The 22,349-nt window shown below is 57.5% G+C and carries 17 protein-coding genes, 1 tRNA gene and 2 pseudogenes; 5 read left to right on the plus strand and 15 right to left on the minus strand.

Annotation, left to right across the window (positions count from 1 at the left end; genetic code table 11):
- Positions 1 to 92: 92 nt before the first annotated feature.
- The 3 genes from AB2N04_RS07510 to kynU all read right to left on the minus strand — a co-directional run bounded on the left by AB2N04_RS07510 (position 93) and on the right by kynU (position 5,777).
- Entirely contained in the window at positions 93 to 3,209 is a 3,117-nt protein-coding gene (locus AB2N04_RS07510) for an efflux RND transporter permease subunit (RefSeq protein ID WP_367718042.1), read from the minus strand.
- Positions 3,206 to 4,369, minus strand: a complete 1,164-nt coding sequence (locus AB2N04_RS07515) for an efflux RND transporter periplasmic adaptor subunit (RefSeq protein WP_367718043.1) — start codon at positions 4,367 to 4,369, stop codon at positions 3,206 to 3,208. Before AB2N04_RS07515 ends, AB2N04_RS07510 begins: the two co-directional genes overlap by 4 nt.
- A 187-nt stretch (positions 4,370 to 4,556) precedes the next feature.
- Positions 4,557 to 5,777, minus strand: a complete 1,221-nt coding sequence (gene kynU / locus AB2N04_RS07520; protein WP_367718763.1) for a kynureninase — start codon at positions 5,775 to 5,777, stop codon at positions 4,557 to 4,559.
- A 107-nt stretch (positions 5,778 to 5,884) separates the two neighbouring features.
- Here kynU and AB2N04_RS07525 point away from each other — a divergent pair, with 107 nt between their 5' ends.
- Positions 5,885 to 6,628 carry a GntR family transcriptional regulator gene (locus AB2N04_RS07525; protein ID WP_367718045.1) on the plus strand — a complete coding sequence of 248 codons (744 nt, stop codon included), beginning with the start codon at positions 5,885 to 5,887 and terminating at the stop codon, positions 6,626 to 6,628.
- 542 nt (positions 6,629 to 7,170) lie between these two features.
- Here AB2N04_RS07525 and AB2N04_RS07530 read toward each other — a convergent pair.
- Positions 7,171 to 8,391, minus strand: coding sequence for a hypothetical protein (locus AB2N04_RS07530; RefSeq protein ID WP_367718047.1), 1,221 nt, complete (start codon positions 8,389 to 8,391; stop codon positions 7,171 to 7,173).
- A gap of 795 nt (positions 8,392 to 9,186) precedes the next feature.
- Between AB2N04_RS07530 and AB2N04_RS07535 the strand changes: the two genes are divergently transcribed.
- Positions 9,187 to 10,632: a hypothetical protein gene (locus AB2N04_RS07535; RefSeq protein ID WP_367718048.1), complete on the plus strand. Its 1,446-nt coding sequence runs from the start codon at positions 9,187 to 9,189 to the stop codon at positions 10,630 to 10,632.
- Between the two features lie 188 nt (positions 10,633 to 10,820).
- On the opposite strand, the gene AB2N04_RS07540 is transcribed toward AB2N04_RS07535, so the two are convergent.
- The 4 genes from AB2N04_RS07540 to cpdR form a co-directional block, all read right to left on the minus strand.
- Positions 10,821 to 12,035 (minus strand): hypothetical protein, encoded by a 1,215-nt coding sequence (locus AB2N04_RS07540; protein WP_367718049.1) that lies wholly within the window; start codon positions 12,033 to 12,035, stop codon positions 10,821 to 10,823.
- A gap of 231 nt (positions 12,036 to 12,266) precedes the next feature.
- Complete coding sequence (locus AB2N04_RS07545) at positions 12,267 to 13,259, minus strand: site-specific integrase (protein ID WP_367718051.1); 993 nt, start codon at positions 13,257 to 13,259, stop codon at positions 12,267 to 12,269.
- Positions 13,260 to 13,361: 102 nt separating this feature from the next.
- Positions 13,362 to 13,436 (minus strand) — tRNA-Val (locus AB2N04_RS07550).
- Between the two features lie 118 nt (positions 13,437 to 13,554).
- On the minus strand, positions 13,555 to 13,917 hold the full coding sequence (cpdR, locus tag AB2N04_RS07555; RefSeq protein WP_007008549.1) for a cell cycle two-component system response regulator CpdR: 363 nt from the start codon (positions 13,915 to 13,917) through the stop codon (positions 13,555 to 13,557).
- A 195-nt stretch (positions 13,918 to 14,112) separates the two neighbouring features.
- On the opposite strand from cpdR, the gene AB2N04_RS07560 reads away from it, so the two are divergent.
- Both AB2N04_RS07560 and hisN read left to right on the plus strand, forming a co-directional pair.
- Entirely contained in the window at positions 14,113 to 15,003 is an 891-nt protein-coding gene (locus AB2N04_RS07560; protein ID WP_367718053.1) for an N-formylglutamate amidohydrolase, read from the plus strand.
- Positions 15,004 to 15,259: 256 nt separating this feature from the next.
- Positions 15,260 to 16,030 carry a histidinol-phosphatase gene (gene hisN, locus AB2N04_RS07565; RefSeq protein WP_367718055.1) on the plus strand — a complete coding sequence of 257 codons (771 nt, stop codon included), beginning with the start codon at positions 15,260 to 15,262 and terminating at the stop codon, positions 16,028 to 16,030.
- 6 nt (positions 16,031 to 16,036) lie between these two features.
- On the opposite strand, the gene AB2N04_RS07570 is transcribed toward hisN, so the two are convergent.
- Together AB2N04_RS07570 and AB2N04_RS07575 are read right to left on the minus strand one after the other, a co-directional pair.
- Positions 16,037 to 16,555, minus strand: a complete 519-nt coding sequence (locus AB2N04_RS07570) for an alpha/beta hydrolase (protein ID WP_367718056.1) — start codon at positions 16,553 to 16,555, stop codon at positions 16,037 to 16,039.
- Positions 16,515 to 16,997 (minus strand): annotated as a pseudogene (locus AB2N04_RS07575) (alpha/beta fold hydrolase); the annotation flags it as partial. The pseudogene AB2N04_RS07575 and the gene AB2N04_RS07570, both read right to left, overlap by 41 nt.
- A gap of 457 nt (positions 16,998 to 17,454) precedes the next feature.
- Between AB2N04_RS07575 and AB2N04_RS07580 the strand changes: the two are divergent.
- Positions 17,455 to 17,913, plus strand: a complete 459-nt coding sequence (locus tag AB2N04_RS07580; RefSeq protein ID WP_367718058.1) for an Hsp20 family protein — start codon at positions 17,455 to 17,457, stop codon at positions 17,911 to 17,913.
- Between the two features lie 57 nt (positions 17,914 to 17,970).
- On the opposite strand, the gene AB2N04_RS07585 is transcribed toward AB2N04_RS07580, so the two are convergent.
- From AB2N04_RS07585 to AB2N04_RS07605, 5 genes and pseudogenes are all read right to left on the minus strand, one after another.
- Positions 17,971 to 18,540, minus strand: a complete 570-nt coding sequence (locus AB2N04_RS07585; protein WP_367718060.1) for a DoxX family protein — start codon at positions 18,538 to 18,540, stop codon at positions 17,971 to 17,973.
- A gap of 5 nt (positions 18,541 to 18,545) precedes the next feature.
- On the minus strand, positions 18,546 to 19,343 hold the full coding sequence (locus tag AB2N04_RS07590; RefSeq protein ID WP_367718062.1) for a putative DNA-binding domain-containing protein: 798 nt from the start codon (positions 19,341 to 19,343) through the stop codon (positions 18,546 to 18,548).
- Position 19,344: 1 nt separating this feature from the next.
- Positions 19,345 to 20,265, minus strand: a complete 921-nt coding sequence (locus AB2N04_RS07595; RefSeq protein ID WP_367718064.1) for a DUF692 domain-containing protein — start codon at positions 20,263 to 20,265, stop codon at positions 19,345 to 19,347.
- A 42-nt stretch (positions 20,266 to 20,307) separates the two neighbouring features.
- Entirely contained in the window at positions 20,308 to 20,613 is a 306-nt protein-coding gene (locus AB2N04_RS07600) for a DUF2282 domain-containing protein (protein ID WP_367718066.1), read from the minus strand.
- Between the two features lie 166 nt (positions 20,614 to 20,779).
- A pseudogene (locus AB2N04_RS07605) lies at positions 20,780 to 21,817 on the minus strand (low specificity L-threonine aldolase); the annotation flags it as partial.
- Positions 21,818 to 22,349 lie beyond the last annotated feature (532 nt).

Here is a 22,349-nt window from a genome sequence, read left to right on the forward strand (position 1 = left end):
GCGCCTGGCCGGTTTTCCGCCCGCGCGCCGCGCACAGATACCGTTTTGTCACGCGCTTGTCACCCGCCTGCAGATGCGCGGTTTGCAAGCTGTCAGCCCTTCAGCCTCGTTGCCTGGTCCAGCTCGCGTTCCAGCCGTGCTTCCTCTTCCACCTTCGGCGTGATGAAACGGCCGAGCACGAGATAGGCCACGGGTGTGAGGAACAGCGTGGAGAGTGTCGAAAGTCCGAGCCCGCCCACGATCACCCAGCCGAGCGCGACACGGGCTTCCGCTCCCGCTCCGCTTGCCAGAACCAGAGGAACGCCGCCCACAATCGTGCAGATCATCGTCATGGCCACCGGGCGAAGCCTGATCAGCGAAGCTTCTTCGATGGCCTCCCGCACGCCAAGGCCCCGGTCGCGAAGCTGATTGGCGAACTCGACGATCAGGATGCCGTTCTTGGCCATGATGCCAACCAGAAGCACGAGGCCGATCTGGCTGTAGACGTTGAGGCTGGTGCCCGTCAGAAGCATGGCGAACACCGCGCAGGCGAGCCCGAGCGGGACCGTGGCCATGATGATCAGGGCACTGACAAAGCTTTCGAACTGGGCTGCCAGAACCAGAAGAATGATCACCAGCGCAAAGCCGAAAATGATCTGCATCGAATTGGCGGTCTCGCCAAGGGCGGCAGCTTCGCCAAGCGGCACCAGCCGCATGCCCGGCTCCAGCAGTGGTGCGGCGATCTCCTGCGCGCGCTGATAGGCTTCGCCAAGCGCCACGCCCGGCGCCAGCGCTGCGTTGACACCGACCGAGCGCAGCTGGTCCTCGCGTGACAGCGATGGTGGTACGGCCTGTTCCTTCAGCGTGGCGATGACGGAGAGTGGCACAAAGCGCCCGTCGCCTGCCTTGATATATATGTTCTCGAGGTCGGTGGGGTCGTTGACCGGATTTGTGGTCGAGACGAGTTTCACATCCACGCTGCGATCGCCGATGAAAACCGCGCCGATCCGACGTCCGTCCAGCATCGCCTGGATCGTGTTGCCCAGCCCGTCGATCTCGATACCCAGATCGAAGGCGCGATCACGGTCGATGGCGATGGAAAGCTGGGGCTGCGTCGTGTCGGAGGAAAGCCGCGCCTGACGGAAGCTTTGATCCTCGCCCATGGCTTCGACGATCTTCTCCGCCGTTTCTGCCAGCCTGCCGTAATTGCTGCCGGCAATGGCGAAGCTCAGTCCGTTGCCGGCGCCGCGAATGCCCAGACTGTTTGGCTGGAAGACGAAGGCGCGCACACCCGGTTCGTTGCGAACGCGTGCCGATATGTCGGCGACGATCTCCTGCTGGCTCCTTTCGCGATTTTCCCAGTCGGCCAGCCGCAATACGAGAAAGCCGCTGTTGGACGAACCACGCCCGGCGATGGAGAAGGTGCTGACCACCTCACCGCTTTCCCGAAGAGGCGCGATCAGGGCCTCGATGCGGCGCATGCGCTCGGCAAAATAGTCGAGGCTCACGCCTTGTGGGGCCGAGATGCGCATGAACGCCATGGAGCGGTCTTCGTTCGGAGTGATTTCCGATTTGATGAGGCCGAAAGCGCCATAGGCGGCTGCGGCAAACAGTACGGAAACCAGGATCACCACGGCCGGTGCGTTGAGACAGGCCTGCAGGCAGCGCCGATAGAGCGCGGACAGGCCCCGCCCCACACGTGCCCCCAGACCCGAGGATTCCCGTGTTTCGCCCTCTGGGTGCGAAACCAGCATGCGCGAGGCCAGCATGGGGCACAGCGACAGCGCCACGATGGAAGACAGAAACACCGCAATGGCCAGCACAAAGCCGAATTCCTTGAACAGGCCACCGGCCTGACCGGGCAGGAAGGAGATCGGCACGAAAACCGCAATCAGCGTGGCCGTCGTTGCCAGCACCGCGAAAAACACTTCCTGCGTGCCCAGCACCGCGGCCGCCCGTGCCCCCATGCCTTCATTGCGGCGACGCACGATGTTCTCCAGAACCACGATGGCGTCGTCCACCACGAGCCCGGTTGCCAGCACCAGTGCCAGAAGCGTGAGTATGTTGATGGAGAACCCGGTCAGGTAGATTGCCGCCAGCGTGCCGATCAGGGCGACGGGTATGGCGAGCCCGGGGATGATCGTTGCGCGGAAATCGCGCAGAAAGATGAAAATCACCAGAAGAACAACGGTCACAGCGATCAGAAGGGCGATCTCCACCTCGTGAATCGCACCATTGATGAACGTCGCATCATCGCTCGTCACTTCGATGTCCACACCATCGGGAAGTATGGCGCGCACCTCTTCGACAGCCTTGCGCACGCCGGTGGAAATCTCCAGCGTGTTGGATTGCGCCTGCCGCACGATGCCAATGCCAATCCCGGTGCGGCCATTGGCGCGCAGCTGGCTTTCGCCCAGGTCACCGCCGAGCGTCACCGTTGCGACTTCGCCCAGCCGGACGTAATCCTTCAGATAGATCGCCTCGAACTCCTGCGGGGTCGAGATGGCCGCCGTGGCACGCACGGTCAGGTCCTGGGTGGAATTGCTCAGAGAGCCGGCAGGAGTATCAAACGCAACGGTGGCAAGCGCTCGTGAAACATCGGCCACCGTCAGACCCATGCTGGAGAGTTTGGTCTGGTCGATGTCGATGCGGAAGATCTCGGTCCGGTCACCATAAACCTGAACGTCCGCAACGCCGGGAACCGCGGAAAATGCATCGACGACTTCATCTTCCACAAGCGTCGTCAGCTCCTGCACCGGCATGCTGACAGAGGTAAGCGCGATGCGCATGACAGCCTGAGCGTCATTGTCGGATTTGATGATGCGGGGTGCATCGGCATCGTCCGGCAGACTGTTCTGGATCCGCCCAACGGCATCGCGCAGGTCCGAGGCAGCGGTGTCCAGATTGACATTGTCGCTGAATTCGATCGTCACCCGGCTGCGGCCATAAGACGAGTTCGACGAAATGGCCACCACGCCCGAAACCCGGGCCACCGCGCCCTCGATGGCAGCGGTCACCTCGCGGTCCATCGTCTCGGCGGCAGCGCCTGAAAAATTTGTCGAGACGGTGATGACCGGGCGATCCACGTCGGGCAGTTCGCGCACTTCGATGCCGAAGAGGGCGGCGAGGCCGGCCACGGCTATCAGCGTGTTGAAAACGAAAGCGAGAACGGGCCGGCGGACAAAGAGTGCGGTGATGCCGGTCTGTGCGTTGTGCAGCGCTTCCTTCACGTGGCGGCCCCTTCTGCGTCGGCAAGCTTTGCCTTTGCCGGGCTGCCTGCCGTTTCGACCGGAGCGCCCTCGCGCACGTTGTGAATGCCCTGGGTAACCACGAGGTCATTTTCGCCAAACTCGGCATCCACGAGAACGCTGTCGGCGTTTCGCTGCACGATGCGCACCGGCTTTTGCCGCGCCTTGCCGTTTTCCACCGTCCATACGAATGGACCGTCCGAGCTCCACTGGATCGCCAGCGGGTCGATGGCGGGATAGGTTTCGCCCGGGAAACGCAAGGCGATGGTAAAGGCCATGCCAGCGCGCAGCCGGTCGTCGGGATTGTCGATGCGTCCCTCGATCCGCAGCGTGCGGCTTTCCGGATCGATACGGTTGTCGACGGCGCTGATCTCGCCCTCATGAACCGAAGATGAGCGTGCCACGGAGGTGGCTGTCAGAGGTGTTCCGATGTCGATCAGGTCGGCGTAACGTTCGGGAATCCAGAAATCCACGAGGATCTGCGACCGGTCGTCTATGCTGGCGATCTCCGTGCTGCTCGTCACGTAGCTGCCCGCCGAGATCGGCAGGATTCCCACTGTGCCATCAATGGGCGCGGTGATGGAGCGGCGTGCGAGCGCAAGCTCGGCTTCGCGTTTTGCAAGTTCCGCATTGCGCAGCGCAAGTTCGGCTTCGGTCTGCTGCACCACGCTCACCGTGTTCGAGCTGCGCAATGCCTTGATGCGGTCGAGCGTTGCCTGGGCGTCGTCAAGCGCGATTACGGCGCGGTCGAGGGCAATCTCTTCGGATTCCGAATCCAGTTTCGCGATGAGATCGCCAGCCTTCACCTCGGCGCCTGAGGCAACTGCGATTTCAACCAGCGTGCCGGCGGTGAGTGGATTGACAATCACGGACCGCCGCGCCCGGCCGGTCCCGATGGCGGAAAGGCGATCGTTGATCGTCGCATAGGCAATGGGAGCCGTGACCACCGGGCCCGGTGTGCCCCCGCCTCGACCACCCCGCCGGAGGGGTTGTGCGCCGGGGCTGCCCTCAGAGGTGGCGCTGGCGGAGACAAGTCCCGCACGTGCCAGAACATCCTGTGCACCCGGATAGAATAGGAACCATGCAAGTGCTGCGGAAAAGAGAATGATGAGGCAGGCAAATGCCTGTTTCCAGATAGACATGCACACTCCGGCGATGGGGTCTTGGTCGGTCTCGGCTATGAAGGCGGGGCTCGACAGCCGGTAAACCGGTCGCTTCAGGCCGGGGTCTTTATGCCAGCTTCCGGGGGGCTTTTCACCTTTTATAGTATTAAATTATCGTAAGGATACGCGGTCGCTGACGCCCATTCAGGGCGGGAGTGCCGTGTGCTCAGGTCACTTTGGCTCGCCTGCGGAAAACGTCCTGATCCCACAATTTTCCGCGCATCACGCGCTCGAGAGTTTCGGCCGCAGCGGCGATATCCGCGTGTCTGAGATAAAGCGGTGTCATGCCGAACCGCAGAATGTCGGGCGCGCGGAAATCGCCGATGACACCATTCGCGATGAGGGCCTGCATGATCGCATAGCCTTCGGGGTGGCGGAATGAGACCTGGCTGCCGCGGCTGGCATGATCGCGTGGCGTTGCCAGTTCGAGCTCGGGGCAGCGCTTTTCCACCTCGTCGATAAAGCGGTCGCAAAGCTGCTGCGATTTCTCGCGAACGAGCTTCATGTCGACACCATCAAAGGCATCCAGCGCCCTGTCGAGTGCGGAGAGCGAGAGGATCGGTGGCGTGCCCACGAGCATGCGCCCGATGCCCTCGGCCGGTGCATAGGTCTGCGCGAATTCAAAGGGGGCCTGATGGCCCATCCAGCCGGAGAGCGCCGGCGAGACCTGCGCTTGATGTCGCTCGGCAACGTAGAGGAAAGCAGGCGCACCCGGACCGCCATTGAGATATTTGTAACCGCATCCCACCGCGAAGTCGGCACCGGCTGCGTCGAGATGAACCGGGAAGGCACCCGCGGAGTGGGCAAGATCCCAGATGGCAAGCGCGCCCTGATCGTGGACGTGCTGCGTCATGTCCGCCATGTCGTAGCGCCGTCCGGTGCGGTAGTCGACCTCCGTCAGAAGAACGGCGGCAACGTTCTCGTCGATGGCTTCTTTCATGCTGTCCGCATCGGCGAGTTTGAGCTCATACCCCTGTCCGAGCAGGCGTGAGAGCCCGTCAGCCACATAAAGATCGGTCGGGAAATTGCTCCGATCCGAGAGGATGACACGGCGTTCGGGGCGCAGCGACAGCGCCGCCGACAGCACCTTGAAAACATTGATCGTGGTGGAATCGCCCACCGCGACACTGTCTGGCGTGGCGCCAACCAATCGCGCAATTTTGCCGGCCACACGCGCGGGAAGGTCAATCCAGCCCGCATCGTTCCATCCGCGCACAAGGCTTTCGCCCCACTGGCGTTCCACCACACTCTGCATGTGCGCGCTCAATCCGACCGGGAGAACGCCAAGGCTGTTGCCGTCCAGGTAGATCACGTTCTCCGGCAGCTGAAAGCGCAAACGGAACTGTGCGAGCGGGTCCAGCCGGTCGCATTCGGCTGCACTGGGCATCGTGTTGCTGTTCTGCGTTTTTACCCGTTCGGTCATGTTTCACTGTCCCGCTGCATCAACTAATTATATATAATACCATCGATTATATGGAGTTTTTGGGTGACACAATGCTTGAGGGCGAGATTCGGGGCGGCGAGGGGGCCATCGCCATGCTGCGGCACGACATCGTCACCGGGGTTCTGACACCGGGCGCGCCGCTTCGCCTCATGGCGCTGTCGAAGCGTTATGGTGTCGGCTACACGCCATTGCGGGAGGCATTGTCGCGGCTGGAGGAGGCAGGCCTTGTCACGCTTGTTCCCAATCGTGGATATCGGGTTGCGCCGGTCTCCCTTGCCGAACTGGAAGATCTCGAGCAGGCCCGGGCGGTGGTTGAGACCGCGCTTCTTGAAGACGCGATCCGCCATGGCGGTCTGGGCTGGGAGAGTGCCATTGTTGCGGCGCATCACCGGCTCGCGCGTGCGTCAGAAGCGCTGGACGGCGGCATCAGGGCCTACATCGTATGGATGGATGCGCATGATGTCTTCCACGCGGCTCTTCTGGCGGCTGCACGATCAGGCTGGCTGAAGTCCTTTCAGCGGCAGATCTCCGAGCAGGTGCGCCGGCATCACCATGCGCTTCTCTTCGCTCCGGGCGGTGGAGAGGCCCGTCCACTCGTTCATGATGCGGCCACCCGAGATGTTCTTGAACAGGCGCTTTCCATCAAGAATCACACGCGGCTGATGGAGGGCCGCGCTCGCGCGCGACACGGAAAGCGCAGTCGCACAGCTGCGTGCCCATGTGCGGTTCACACGCGCAGTCCACGCTTCAGCCTCGGCTGCCGGCCAGCCATAGCTGGGGCCATCGGTCACTGAGTGGCAGAGCATCCTGCCCGGTATTTTGGGGGAAGAACGAACCACGAAAGAAAGAGGGACTTCAGTGGTTTGTGGATGGTGGGCGTGACTGGGATTGAACCAGTGACCCCTACGATGTCAACGTAGTGCTCTCCCGCTGACGTCGCATTCGCTCCTCGTGAAAGACTGAATGAATTCAACTGCATACGCAGTCTACGGTCTTTCTTAGCTACACGCAACCCTCATCCGGAAACGCCAGAATCTGTGACCCGCTGTGACCAGAGTGTGACCGACAGTTCCGCATATCGAACGAAATATATACATGGACGCATTCCACCCTCGTGCTCACGGAAGCCGTAATCAATTCCAATTCTTGGCAATCGTTAAGCTTTAAGCCAACGGAAGATGCCTGCATTTATCAAGTCTCGTGTGGGGGGGGGGGCGAGTGCCACCCCCGGTGTGTACGATGTCGTTTATAGCCCCGACATAAATTGGATTTTCAGGGACTGTTCACCTTTAAAGAGAGGAAATGTTTACGCATTTGACGCGCACACATGAATAGTTCATGGCCAGTACGAACTCCCTAGCGAAAAGCCAGCAACTGACTCGCAGCCAGCGAACTTTGCGTGTTTGACGCCGTTTGGTAGCAGAACTGCGGATAGGTGATTGCAGTCGGCGCCGGATTCAATAATCCAGCTTGCCCCCGCAGAATTCTCCTTTCTGCAATGCTGTTCACCGCTATCGTCATTCATGGTGCAGTATAGCGACGTGCCTCTCGAAATGTTATCGCCGACACGAAACCCATAACTGTCAGTAAAGGCAGTTCCATATACCTCGATAAGGCTGATGGTTGTGCCGTTTGAATCTATGAAAATTCCGCCATCGTTGAGCGTAATGTAGTAACAGATAGAGCAGTCTTCACCCTCAGTCCGAATAATGTTGGCGTCAACGTCGCCGAGAAAGCGGTCCAGATTACTGCGCGCAAATGTTCCCCCCAGTTCGATAGACCGGCTAACATCGTCAGTTGCATAGATGCCATTGTCGCGAACCAGCCACGTTGGAGATGCTTCGACTTTAGAGCTGCCATTTCTGCAATCAGAAGCAAAGGTAAACGTTTCTACAAGGCGCTCTACAATAGGATCGAAGGATTTAAGGTCGACTCTATCATATTCAAGGCGGAATTGAGCGGCCTGATTATCACAAAGAGGGATGGCTCGTTGATAAAAAACTCGATTGTCCTTGCTGCCCGACCAGCTAGCCCAATGGTCTGTTCTTCGGTTGTAGCTAATCCTCCATTCCTGCTGCTCGGATGATGCAATGCGAGATTCAATTTCAGTTCTAAAGTCACCTGTAATGATATGATGGCCCCACACTGAAAGTTCTGCGTTTCCTTCCAGTGATCTTGATATTCCGCCATCACCGTTTGCGGGTTCGATCACTTCGGAAAATCTTGGAGGGATTTCGATCTGATAGCCAAAGCGCTGATTGTAATAGGTAGTCCAGCCAATAATCGATTGTGAATACTCGTCGCCGTTTGTAGCGGCTATTGAGTTATTATCGCGGCAATCTTTGAGGTTGTAGATGTTGGGGGGGAAGATGGGCGAACGGTTCTCGGCTGGCACAGCTTCTGCCCACTCAGCTTTAAGGCCGTAGGGCCACATAGCCTGCCCAAATGATGCTAGAATGACCCATTCCGGCACATTGTCTTTATCGTCGTCAATGGTTTCAAGAACGACACCTATTGGACCGGTATCTGGCGCGTCAGTTCCACGGTCGACAAGCAAGTAACAAATCGACGCGCCATTCGAGCATGTGATCTCTCCTTCAGCGACCCAGAGGTGTCTTGTCTCCTGCAGGCCCCTCTATAACAACTGCGCTTCCGTAACTTAGACCATGGCTGCCGGAGATTTGATATCGTGTACCATCTCGCTCTGCGATCCATGAGGCATTCTTGGTTTCACATTGTGCGTAGGAAAGTGCGACATGAGTAATCAAAAATAATGGTGCCAATCCGAACTGTCGCATTCCCACACTCCTTTGAGATTGTTTGCACAGATGTCGCATTGTATCGCTCAATGTTCTTCGAGATTCTGCTTTTATTCAGCGATCTTAGCAATAGGGGCGATTCTGAAGGAAGACCTCGATATTGGATTGGTGTTGGAGGTGTTTGGTGATCTTCTAAGTCGCGAACCGTGCTTCAGATCTCTTGAATCGTATGAAGTATGAAGGCGACCAGGCGAGGTGACGCATTATTTCGGAAACTATCCAATATTCTAGGGAGTGTATTCGTAAATAAGCGAGTCCCCGATAACTTCTTTCGGCGGAATCTGCTAAAACGATCAATTAACCGCGGATGCGGGCATTGCGGACGGGTAAGAGTTCGTTGCATCACCCCAGCGAATTTTTTCAGGCAAATTGTACAGAATGGATGCAATGACTGGTAAAGCCAACAATATCGCTGATCCGGAAGGTTATCAGCTTGACCTCTTCTAAGCAGGTGACGGCTGAATCTACTGGATTGAAGCCGCCTAAATGCGGCATAGTGAAGCCCGCGAAGCACAATATGAAGCGCTGATTGTATGAGATTCTCAGAGATTTTTGGAATTGGCCTAGAGCAACCACAGCTAGATTTTGTGGATATTGAGCCTGAACGGGATACACCGCTGTTTATTGATCCTTTTGCGATCTCCCTGAAGGGGGATGCTTGGTCCGAAATTTGCCATCAGCACATTACTCATTTCTTTCAGACCGCGCTCGATCATATCCGTGCTGGACGCGACCTACAGGCTCGACAGATGCTGAATGGACTAAGCGAGCCAAATGAAACTTGCTTAGGTATGTCGCAGGGCGCTCCGGCTGGCCGCGGTGTCGGCGGTAGGCAGGCATTTGATCTATACGAAAGCCTTGCTGCATCCCAGGCGGCTCAGAACGGCCTTCTAGAAGAGCTTGCAGAATGTGACCTTTTCATTCCTGGAATCGGAAGCGACAAGATTTCCGATATCACCACTAACATCATTCGTCGTCCGCTGATCGAGTACACACAGCAGCAATGCGCGCTGCATGGCATCCGCCTCAATGGAGATTTTCCATCTGGGCGCTTTTGGGATATGGATTCTGGTGCATGGCGGCAGGAGTATGTTCGACTGCCAGTTGTCGCCCAGCAACGGCTAATATTGGTTCCTAAGTACACGGTGCGGCGGAAAATGGCCTTAGATTCTCAGGAATTCTATTCGCACCATATCCTGAATTTCATTCAGGAAGATGAATTTTCCCGTCAATCCCCACTAGTCAGAATTCTTGCAAGTGGTGAGCGGCGACCTCCCACTAAGAAGGCCCTCAAAGAGCGTTTCCCATTCTCAAAGGACTTTGTGGCGCGCTTCTCTGAACAACACCCTAAAGTGTTGGAGGGTTACAAGCAGTTCTATGCGGAGATTGAAGGGGCTCGCGGGCCGCTAAAGCATCAAGACTTTGACGATGAATTTGATGAGGCTGTCTTTGCTCGCGCGTTGGCAGCAGCTTTGCCGACGATCCCCCCTGGAAACGCTGCGGCGGATCGCTATCACACATTCATTATGGGGACGCTCGAATTCATCTTCTGGCCGAACCTGATTTATCCGAAGAAGGAGCATGAAGTCCACGAGGGTCGGAAGCGCATCGATTTGACTTACACAAATGCAGCTCAGGACGGGTTCTTCTGGCGAGCACACACGGCGCATAACATTGCATCGCGGCTAATAATGGTTGAATGCAAGAACTACAGTAAGGATCCCGCTAACCCAGAAGTTGACCAGTTGTCCGGACGCTTCGGCGCTAACAGAGGTCAGCTTGGCATGCTACTCTACCGCACGGTCGATGATTACGACCGGTTATGCGCGCGGTGTCGCGACACAGCACAAGATGGGCGGGGGTACATGATCGCCTTAGGTGATGCGCAGTTGATCGAGTTCTTGGGTTTGATTTCAGATGGCCAGCGAGCGGCCATCGATGCTCGCTTACAAACTGCCTTCAACCACCTGATCGACTAAATCGGAGAAAAGCAGTCGTTCACGTATTACGCTGCATTCGACGCATTGGTCACTGAGCGCTAAGTTTGAAATGAAAGAGTCTTTCTGGGTTGTTTTTGACCTGCGGGGAGAGGGGCATTCAACTTCTGTACTTATGCAGTCTTGGTGGAGAAGCCCTCGTCCGGGAGGGCTTTCCATTCGTCTAATCGTTACCAATCAATTCTATGCCGTTGCTGTTTCGGCTTTGCAGGAGCTGTACACTCCCACGACACACTTGCTTGCTCGGATTGTTCGTCAAAAAGTGCATTTGTCGATGGTAAGACTGAGCCTGACGGTAGTTTACGATCTCCGACTACCAATTCGGCTTCACGACCTTGACCGGGGTTGTTGTTGCGGAGATATCCGTCTTCAATCGCTTGCTTGGCTGTCCGGCTGATTACGGATTGGTCTCTGTCTAAATGCTCGGCAAGCTTGCTATGGCTGAGAACGCCATTATGCCTTGTATCCGTCAGTGTCTCTACTGCTTCCACGAGTTTGCGTACCGTTGCGGGTACTGTTTTCGCTAGTCCTTCCGATAGCGCGACATTCACGAGGTTGCGAACGAGCGTGTAATCATCTTCGTTCGCGACGACCGCTCCGTCTTCATTCCTTGCTCTATGTTTGGAATGAATGAGTGCGGATGCTTCAATGAGTGAGAGCACCTGAGGAAAGTCCCGTTTAATTTTGTCATGCGTCAACGGGAGTCGTTTCGCGATGTTGGCAGCGAACGGGATAGAGACATTCTTCGATCCATTTTTGATCGATCGGTAAAGCTCAAACCACGGAGCCAAATCCGGATTGTATTTCTTCTTGGAATTACCCTCGGCTTGCGCAAGCAATGCAGCCATAATCTGATCCGGGGATTCATGCATATTCACCGACAGCATGCGATTTTCATCTTCGGGATGAATATTTGTCGCGGTGGTCGTCATGATGAGTCCACATGGACCTTCAAGAGTGGGGAGTTCGGATCCTTCCAGTCCTTTATCGGTACTTTGGACGGTTGCGTATCTCACCTGACCTTCACTCAATAACTGGCGAATTAGGGTTCTTCCAGACCCATTAGCCATACCCGCAGCTTCACCGATGATTAGATGTTTGTGCTTTAGATCAACGTCTAGGTAGACGAGGGCCTTTTCACTCATTCCTTCGAACTCCTCATAGGCTTCCGTTGGAACGAATTGCTTTCCCATTCGAAGACTGAAGGACTTTCCGGCTCCTGATGGCCCTTTAATCAAAAGGGAAACCGGCCTTTCCAGCAAACTGGTAATCAAAGTCAGGTAGACTAGCTTAGGAATGTCCGTCGGACCAGCAAATCCTTGTTTCTCGATTTCATTTGACATCACTGATAAAATATCATTGTTAAATTCTATTTTATTATTCATATTACTCCTTTTTATATTAAAGATATTATCCTCCTCTCGTGCGAGAGAATCGCCTGAATTGACAATTTAAAGGATTTGTAGAAATGATTTTTCGTTAAATTTAACCACAGCTACACTATATAGTAGCATATAATTCGGAATTTGTCAAGTGTTTATGATAATTTAAATATGCTATGCTGGTCGCCTACGGAAATATCTGCATTTATGCATAAGTGTTTTTGCTGATTTTCTTTACGCGTTGATGCGGCGTAGCTTGGTTCTGATAGAGGTGTGGTTCGCGTGAGCATATCTGAAGAGCATTCGCATATCCTTGTGACCGGATATGGAAGCAACCTCGGGTGTCGTCAGTCCAAATTCGAAAAGGCGCGAAATCGCTTCATGGCGTAGGTCGTGAAAATGAAGGTCGGTTATTCCGGCGCTTTTCGTGGTTCTGTCCCATATCTGTCTGAGTGCCACTGCGGTAACGGGGAAGACATTCTCTTCGCAGCGTTTCAGTTTACCAAGGATTGTGGCTGCTCTCTCTGTTAGTGGGATTATGCGTGAGAATCCGTTCTTAGATTCCGGTATCAAAATAGAGCGCCTGTCCATATCGACATCGTCCCATCGCATCGCGAGGATTTCTCCTCTCCGCATGGCTGTCTCAAGGGCAAAGCTGATGATCGGGGATAGGTAATTGCTACGTCGTTGATTGGCTGCTGCAATCAGTCTTTCATATTCGCCGGCTCTTAGGCGTCTTTCTCGTCTTCTGTCTGTGCCGTTTATCTTTAGTCGTTTCAGAGGGTTCTCTTTGAGGGGGAGCCCCCAGTTCGTCTTGGCGACTTCAAACATATTGCTGATCGGAGAAAGCTGGCGTTTCAGCGATGTCGGTCTGATCTCTGCGAGGCGCTTGTCCCTGTAGGCGACAAAGTCGGCGGTGGTGATCTCTGAAACTGGGCGATTGTTTATCGGCTGTTTTAGAAACGAATTCAGAATCACAGTTTCGATCTCAGCACCTCTCTTGGTGGGGACAATTTCATCCCGGTAACGACGGATAAGGTCGCCTAGCGTGAGTGAATCGAGAACCTTGGTGTCGACCGGCAGGTCTTTTCTGTCCGCAAGCGTCTCCATATGACGCGACCATTCCTTGGCATCCTTCAGATTTCTGAAGCACCTTGAAACCGGTGGAAAGCCCTTACGGCGAATCTGCACTTGGTATTTGTCGTTCCGCTTGCGTATCGACGCCATAACCGTCCTCGCTGTGACCAGAGTGTGACCGACAGCAAATCCAGACAGTTTTCTGAGAACGAACGAACCACGAAAGAAAGAGGGAGTTCAGTGGTTTGTGGATGGTGGGCGTGACTGGGATTGAACCAGTGACCCCTACGATGTCAACGTAGTGCTCTCCCGCTGAGCTACACGCCCATCCGACGCCGCGCATAGATCACAAAATCCGGGCTGGCGTCAATAGGTAGTTCGGGTGTTTTTACAGCAATTATGGAGATGGCAGCGCGCGCCATCCCGGGCGCCTTGAAAACAGGGCTCAAGCGGCCTGAAGAAGTTTTTCCACCTCGTTCACCAGATCGCGCAGATGGAAGGGTTTGGAGAGCACCTTCGCGTCCTGCGGCGCATTGGAATCAGGGTTCAGCGCCACCGCCGCAAAGCCGGTGATGAACATGACCTTGAGATCGGGGTCGATCTCGGTGGCTCGCCGCGCAAGCTCGATCCCGTCCATCTCCGGCATCACGATGTCGGTAAGAAGGAGAGAGAAGGGCTCTTCGCGAAGCCGGTCGTAAGCGCCCGCGCCATTGTCGAAGTCCACGACTTCATAGCCTGCCCGTTCAAGCGCCTTCACAAGAAAGCGCCGCATGTCATTGTCGTCTTCCGCCAGGAGAATCCGTGCCATTGTGCCGTCCGAATAGTGCAAGAGCGGTCGTCCCGCAAACCGCCCGCAAACCGCTTGTGTGTTCCAGCTATATGATTCTCGCATGGTAAATATCAAGTGAATCCTGCTGGTCCAGCCTGTGGACCGGCTGGACAGGTGCCCGGCGGAATGGCAGGTTTCGTAAACAGGCCAGATCGCCGGAGGCGCAAAACACCCATGACCGCCGAAGCGGATTTTGAGCAGATCCCTGCATTCGAGGTGCGTTCTCCCGCATCGCAGACCATGCCCTTTGTTTTCAATTCTCCGCATAGTGGACGACACTATCCACCGCGCTTTCTGGAAATGAGCAGGCTCGATGCCATCACGATAAGACGTTCGGAAGACTGTTATGTGGATGAGCTTTTTTCCGGCGTGATCACCGGTGGTGCACCGCTCCTGGCCGCCAATTTTCCGCGTGCCTATCTCGACGTGAACCGTGAGCCGTGGGAACTCGACCCCCGCATGTTTTCACAGCCCGTTCCACCCTACGCCAATATCCGCTCACCGCGTGTGGCAGGTGGGCTTGGCACCGTTCCCAAACTGGTGGGCGAAGGACTCGACATCTATCAGGGGCGGCTGCCGCTCGGTGAGGCGATTTCGCGGATCGAGACCATCTATCATCCCTATCACGAGCGCCTCAAACGCCTGTTGATCGACACGCACGCAGCGTTCGGCCACGGCATTCTGATCGATTGTCATTCCATGCCCGCCGGCGTGCGCTCGGGCGATGGCGCTTTGCGGCCGGATTTCATTGTCGGCGACCGGTTCGGCGTTTCGGCTGCGCCAGGACTCACGCAATGCGCGATCGATCTCCTGTCGGCCCAAGGCTATTGCGTGGCGCACAACAAGCCCTATGCCGGCGGGTTCATCACCGAGCATTACGGGCGCCCCGCCCAGGGGCTGCATGCCCTGCAGATCGAGATCAACCGCAGCCTCTACATGAATGAGAAGACGTTTGAGAAAACGCCGGGCTTTTATGCGTTGATGAATGATCTGACGGAATTTTCCCGCGCGTTGATGTCTGCCGCTAGCCGGTATTTCACGGCCTTCTCTCTGGCGGCGGAATGATGATGTCCATGCTGCGCTGCATATAAAATCGGCAGGCGACCAATAAAAAAAGACCGCATTGCGTTGGCAATACGGCCAAAAGTCTAGGGAGGAAACGCCCCAAAGGGGCATTCGGCAGCCAGGCTGCCTGCATGCAGATTATGCTGCAGTGCACAATTGTCAAGAACTTCCTGTGCTGGACCATTGCAAAGCCATACGATCACGGCAAAAATCATCACCCCACTGGTTTTCTCACCCTCAGATTCAGGAGTTCTCCATGACTGTGTCGCCGGCCTTGATGCGCCGCATAGCCGAGGCAGCCGCAGCCCAGACCCTGCCGCGCTTCCGGCAGCCGGTTCTTGTCGACAACAAGCTTGCCTCGGGTTTTGATCCGGTGACGGAGGCCGACCGCGAGGCCGAACGTGCGATCCGCGCCCTGATTGGCGAGACCTATCCCGGGCACGGCATCCTGGGCGAGGAGTTCGGTCTGGAAGGCGAGGAAAACGATCATCGCTGGATCATCGACCCGATCGACGGCACGCGTGCCTTCATTTCCGGACTTCCGCTCTGGGGCACGCTGGTGGGCCTCACCGTTTCGGGGCGGGCAACGGCCGGGATGATGTCGCAACCCTTCACCGGCGAGCTTTTCTACACGGTGGGCGAGGGCGCCCATTATGAGGGGCCGGGCGGTGCGCGTCAGCTGCGCACGCGCGAGACGACAGAGCTCGCGGGTGCCACGCTTTGCACCACCACGCCGGCGCTGTTCGATCCGCCTCGCCGGGCCTCGTATGACAGGGTGGAGAAGGCGGTGTGCCTCGCCCGCTACGGCACCGACTGCTATGCCTACGCCATGCTCGCGGCTGGACAGATCGATCTCGTCGTGGAAACCGCGCTCCAGCCCTACGACATCGTTGCGCTTGTGCCGATCATCGAGCAGGCGGGTGGCGTCGTCACCACATGGGCTGGCGGGCGCCCGGAAGAGGGTGGAGACATCATCGCAGCCGCCACGCCCCAACTGCATGAGAAGGCAATGGCGCTCCTGCGGTGAGCCGCGTCAATACTCCGGATTTTCCGTCTCGCCGACAAAGGCGTAAAATGCAGCCAGCGCCTGCTCGCGATACTGGTCCGCCTCCTGCAGAAGTTCATGGCGCGCTCCATCAATCGTGAGAAGCGATCCTGATCGCAACTGCCGTGCATAGCGATCGATCACCGCGTTGGAGACCACCCGGTCCGCGCCGGCTGCGATTATGAGCGAGGGGGTGTGAAGGCCCGCCATATAGTCCGGGTCGCTCACCTTCTCCATGGCGTCGAACATGGCGCGCGTCCACGCAACGGTGGGTCCGTTGATTGCAAGTCCGGGCCAGGCGCTTACCGTGGCGCGGTTTCTTTCAAACCGTTCCTTGTCGGAGCTCAGCGCGGCGGGAGAGAACTCGGGCGTTTTCACACGGTTGCGGCGCCCCGGCATGTACATCCGCCCAAGCCCGAATGCGTAGAGGAACTGCGCGAGACGTCGAACCCATCGTGCCGTGAAAGGGGAGGTGGGCAGGCCCAGAAGCGGGGCGCACAGCACCATGCGGCGCACACGGTTGACAAGGCCCGGGGCGGCCCTGAAGCGCGATCAGCACTCCGGTGGAATGCGCAAGCACGTAATAGGGGCCACGGCAGTCGGGCAGCACCACCTGGTCGAACAGCGCATCCAGATCGCGCACATAGTCGTCGAAACTCACCACATAGCCCCGGTTGGCATCCGCGATCAGCCGATCGGAACCACCCTGGCCACGCCAGTCGAGTATTGCGGTCCCGTATCCGCGCTCGGCCAGGTCGTTGGCGGTCTCGAAATATTTCTCGATATACTCGTTGCGCCCCGGCAGAAGCACGACAGTGCCCCGCTTCGTTTCACCACGCCCTGGAACGCGCGCAAAGCGAATGCGGACATCGTCATCCGTTCTGAGAAAACCCGGTACGATGCCTTCGGGGGCAGGGTTCTCCGGAACGGTGATGAGCAAATCATCCATGCAGGATCAACGGCCTCAAAACTGTTTTTGAAGGGTGGCGGAAGAGCGCATTCAGGCAGATTGATAGAGGCGGCAGGGCTGAAAGGCAAGAAATCGAACGGTTTTCGGCGCGTTGCCCCGTGGCAGGGCATTTTGCGAATGAATGCCGGAAGCGACGTCATGCCGCTTCCGGCGTTCCGCACCGGTGGAAGGGACGTTACTTCCGGTGCTTTTCCCCCGCCGGCAACCCCGGCTGCCAACGAAGTGATGCGACCATAACGAAGACACTGTGAACGCATTCCGAGTACGCTGTTCATCTGCCGTTCATCTTGGTGTTGCGTGCTCTTGAAGCGGATTTTTGATGTCCCCATATATTCCATGCGGCCGCCAGAATGGGGCCGCTGGCCAGTCGGAAACGCCCATTCGCGGGTTTCGGAGAATGGCCATAACGCAATGTTGCTCAACAGGAGAACAGACCATGCGTCACGTTGATTTTTCGCCTCTCTATCGTTCCACCGTCGGGTTTGACCGGCTTTTCTCTATGCTCGACACGCTTGGGCAGCCGGACAACGGCCAGACCTATCCGCCCTACAATATCGAGCGCACCGGTGAGGACGCCTACCGCATCTCGATGGCGGTTGCCGGGTTCGGCGAAGAGGACATTTCCATCGAGGCACACCGCAATGTGCTCACCGTCAAGGGCGAGAAAAACGCCGAGGAGAAGGGTGAGACCGAGCTGCTATACCGCGGCATTGCCTCGCGCAGCTTCGAGCGCCGCTTTCAGCTCGCCGATCATGTCGAGGTGAGCGGTGCCAATCTCGAAAACGGCCTCCTGCACATCGACCTCACGCGCAACATTCCCGAGGAGATGAAGCCGCGCCGCATCCCCATCGCTTCGGTCAAGGATGCAAAAGAGATCGAGGCCAAGGCTCACTAAGCCAGGCAGATGCCTTTTTGAAGTCCGGGCGGCGCCTTCATGGCGCCGCTTTCTGCTTCATGAGGGGGCCGCGGTCCGGTGGCGCGAGAGCAGCGCGTCGAGCGAGATCACGCCCGCCCCCCGGATCACCAGATAGAGAAGCAGGAAAACCCAGAGCGTTCTCTGGTCCCAGATCAGCCCGTCCGAAAACCGGTCAAACCAGGCTCCCGCAGTTTCCGGTCCCACCTTGTGGACGGCAATGTCCACATAAGACTGCACAAGAACGAACCCGATCATGCCCAGAGCGGCGATGCGGGTGAACAGGCCGATCACGATCAGGAGCGGCAGGATGAACTCGGAATATGTCCCCATCCACACAATGATGCCCCACGGGATGAAGGAAACTGCGGAGACGTCCCCGCCTGCCGCTTCCACCGCAGGAAGCGCAATCTGGTAATAGGCTCCATCGGTCACGTTGAAAAAACCGAAAACGCCGTCACCCACCTTGGTGCGTGCTGAATTCAGAAAGTAGAAATAGAGCACGGCAAAAAACGAGAAGCGGGCAGCAAGGCCGAGAAACCAGCCGTCAAGCAGGCGCTCCACGGTCGAAAATACGCGCGCGTGCAGCGCATTGATTGTCTGAAACACGGGCCTCAGTCCTTTTCGTCATGGTCGTTGCTGGTACGGCAACCCGCAAAAGCGCCGCTTTCAATGGTCAAGGCGATTGCAGCCTGAAGATCGAATTCCGGCTCTGCTTCAAGCGAGAGGCCGGCGGCCTTCTGCAGTGGCGTTCCCCGGCCGAGTGCCTCAACAAAGAGAAACTGACCGTGGTCGACCTTCCGCACCTGCACGTCCAGGGCAGGCCGCGTTACAAGGACCGCCTCTGCCGCGCCGGCGTCGATGCGCTTGGGCATCGGCCCGTCCCGATGGGCCGTGAATATCGTGTGGACCGCGTAGCTGGACGAGACCAGCCGCGTTGCGGGATGTGGCGTGAAGATCAAGGTGGCGAGAGCCTCTGGCGGCAACGCAGCCAGATCGGTTGGGGCAAGCGGTGCATGGTCGGCCGCGTGATAGGCATCCAGCCAGGCGCGCTCCAGCCGGGCAACATCCGGCAGGTATTCCAGATGGCGGATTGGTGCGTAGCCGGCGAGAAACTGGTCAAACTCCTGACCATATTCGAAAACGAGCCGCGACCGCGGTGGATGCGCGCGCACGAAGTCTCGCGCGATCATGCGAAAATTCTCAAACCCCAGGATTTGCACCACCGTGGGAAATATCTCGGTCAGCGCCGTGACGAGACTGTGGGTCACGTTGTTGCGATAAACGTTGAAGCGCTTCTGCGCAGCCTTGCCACGAGGGCCGGACACGCCCTGCGGTGTGGCGCCCTCGGGGTTCAGCAGCACGGAGCCGAACGCATCATCATAGGCAGTGGCGCTGCCTTCAGCGGTCATGTCAGGAATGCAGCGCATGAGGCTTCACGCTTTTGCGGCGGCCGCGATGTCGGTCGAGAATGCGGTCTGCGGCAATGGCCTCCGAGCGAAGGATTGGCCAGTCGGGAACATCCGAGTCCCATTCGACAAGCGTGTCGATCGGCCCACATTGCCCGATGACCATTTCGTAGAGGCTCCATACCGGATCGGCGACCGGCCGGTCATGGCTGTCAATGAGGAGCGGTGCGCCCTCGTCGTCTTCCTGTTCGTCGTGACCCGCAAGGTGAATTTCACCCACATGTTCCAAAGGAAAATCGGCCAGGTAGTCGGTGGCGCTAAAACCGTGATTGGTGGCCGAGACAAACACATTGTTGATGTCGAGCAGCAGGCCGCAGCCCGTGCGCTTCACGATTTCACGCAGGAAGTCGGTTTCCTTCCAGCTCGATTCCGAAAAAAGAACATAGGTGGAGGGGTTTTCAAGCAGCATTGGTCTGTCGATGGCTTCCTGCACCTGATCGATATGTTCGCACACGCGTGCCAGTGTGTCGTCCGTGTAGGGCAATGGCAGCAGATCGTTGAAAAACACGTCGTCATGGGTCGACCAGGCAAGGTGTTCGGACACCTTGAAGGGCTCATAGCGTTCGACAAGGTTTGCAAAACGGGAAAGATGTTCCGGGTCGAGCGGCTCAAGGCCGCCGATTGACATGCAGACACCATGTAGCGAGACGGGGAGCAGCTTGCGGATTTCCGTCAGTGCGGCATGGGGCGCACCACCCGCGCCCATGTAGTTTTCAGCGTGGATCTCAAGAAAGCCGATGGAAAATGGCTCCGCGGCAATGGCATCGAAATGCTGCGCCTTGAAGCTCGCACCGGACCTGCCGGCAGGATCGAATACCGGAAAGCGCCCCTGACTTGCGGAGTGAACTGCGAATGCGCGTGTCATCAGGCGCCTCCCGATATGCGTCAATGAGAAAAGGCTGGCCGATCAGGACGGCAGATCGCGATCGAGCGGCTCAAGCGAACCCATGCGGTCGCCGGGAAGCTCCATCGTCGTGCACGTGCCTGCATCCACATAGGTCCAGGCGTTGCCCTGATAGTCGACCTTGGATGTGCCGGCACAGGTGGTTCCGGGCCCGGCAGCACAATCGTTCTTGCCAGCCATGGAAACACCATAGCATTTTTCTTTTTCCTGGGCCTGCGCAGCCGTCGTCGTGGCCATGGTTCCCGCCGACAGCGCGGCAGCAACTGTGCCGGCAATATAGGCGGCGGTAAGTGCGGTTTTCGTGGACATGAACTGATCTCCTCTCGAGGTGTTGACGAAGCGGGATCTCCGCTCCGCCACAAACCGTTTTTTCAGAGGGACGGTTCACTTGGAAATCAAGCGCGCGCGAGCCGGCATCACATGGGCGTGATGGGCTGTTTACCGCGCACGTCTCTGGCTTGGCGCCCCCAAGGCCCTGCGCGAAGCGTTCGACCTCGGAGCGTTCGGTGGCAAAGCTCGTCACAAAGCGATGAAGAACCTCGCCCGCCCGGACCTCGCTGGCAAAGGAAAGTGGCGGTTTCCAAGGATGGAACTTGGCGCCTTCGTTCTGCAGCGCCTGGGCCTTTTCCAGCGTCATCAGTGCAAACACCTCGTTCGCCTGCGGCTCCCAGGCAAGGCGCACGTCTTCGGCGGTACCGATTGCGGAGGCGAGTTCCCTGGCCATCGCGTTGGCGTGTCGCGCGGTCTTGAGCCACAAATCGTCCCTGAAATAGGCTTCGAACTGCGCAGCGATGAAGCGCGACTTGGAAAAAAGCTGCGCGGCCCGTTTGCGTAGGAAATGCATCTGCCCGACCTTTTCAGGATCAAGCACTACGATGGCCTCTGCACACCAGCAGCCATTCTTGGTGCCGCCGAAAGAGACAATGTCGACACCGCGTTTCCACGTCATCTCTGCTGGCGTGGTGTCGAGCGCTACAAGCGCGTTGGCAAAGCGTGCGCCATCCAGATGCAACGGAATGCCGGCCTCGCGGCAGATGCCGGCGATCTTTTCGATATCATCGAGAGAATAAAGTGTGCCGATCTCCGTGGCCTGCGTCAGGGAGGCGGCCATGGGTTGTCCCGAATGCACGAACTCAGCCGGATGTTCGCGGACTGCCGCGTCGAGCGCGTTCGGATCCATGCGTCCCAGGCGGCCTGCAACACCCTTCAGGCGCGCGCCTCCGGTCAGATGTTCCGGTGCGCCGCCCTCATCTTCGACGGCATGGGCTTCCGTATGGCAAAAGGCCACCCCGCCCGGCTTCGCAGCCCAGGCAAGCGACAGGCTGTTGGCAGCGGTGCCGGTACCGACAAAGAAAACCGCAACCTCGCGCTCGAAAATATCGCAGAAGATTCGCTCGACCTGCCTGTCCAGATCGCCGGTACCGTAGGCCGATGCGTAGCCGCCTGCATTGTTTGTGAGCGCTTCTGCGATTTGCGGATGGGCGCCGGCCCAGTTGTCTGAGGCGAAATTCATGCAGTCGTTCTCTCTTTTGACCTTAAAATAAGCAGTGGCGGCGCGACTTTGCGCGCTTCACCCCTCTGTATCAAGCCCCGAAGCTGAGATGTTGCGGTCATTCTTTGGCTTGGCAGGAAGATCTGCGGTCGTGGCGGATAATTTCGACAATACTTGCAGCGTCGGAATTTTATTGCGCTTTTTGCGCAAAAAATTTGCATTTCCGTCTTGTCTGGTGTTGGTATTTCTGGCATTTCAGCGAATAGGACAGCAATCCTGTCTTATTGCGCGAAGATCATGTTACGACGCATTGCAAAGGCCTCCCCGGGTCGTGGTAATGTGGGACTGATCGGCGCGATCACGGCGGTCCGGCGATGGCCGGAGCAAAATCGACAGGCAGGGATGCCCCGCCCAACAACAAGAAAATGCGCCGGAGCGAACCGGTAGCGTTCCTCCGGCTTCTAAATGGAAATGCCGTGCATACACCCCGGATGGCCGCAAGGGCAGCCCGGCGACTGAACGACCGCTCAGGGAGGCGAGGCTCTGGGCACCA

It is taken from the genome of Nitratireductor sp. GISD-1A_MAKvit (assembly GCF_040819555.1).
In the GTDB taxonomy this organism is placed as follows: Bacteria; Pseudomonadota; Alphaproteobacteria; order Rhizobiales; family Rhizobiaceae; genus Nitratireductor.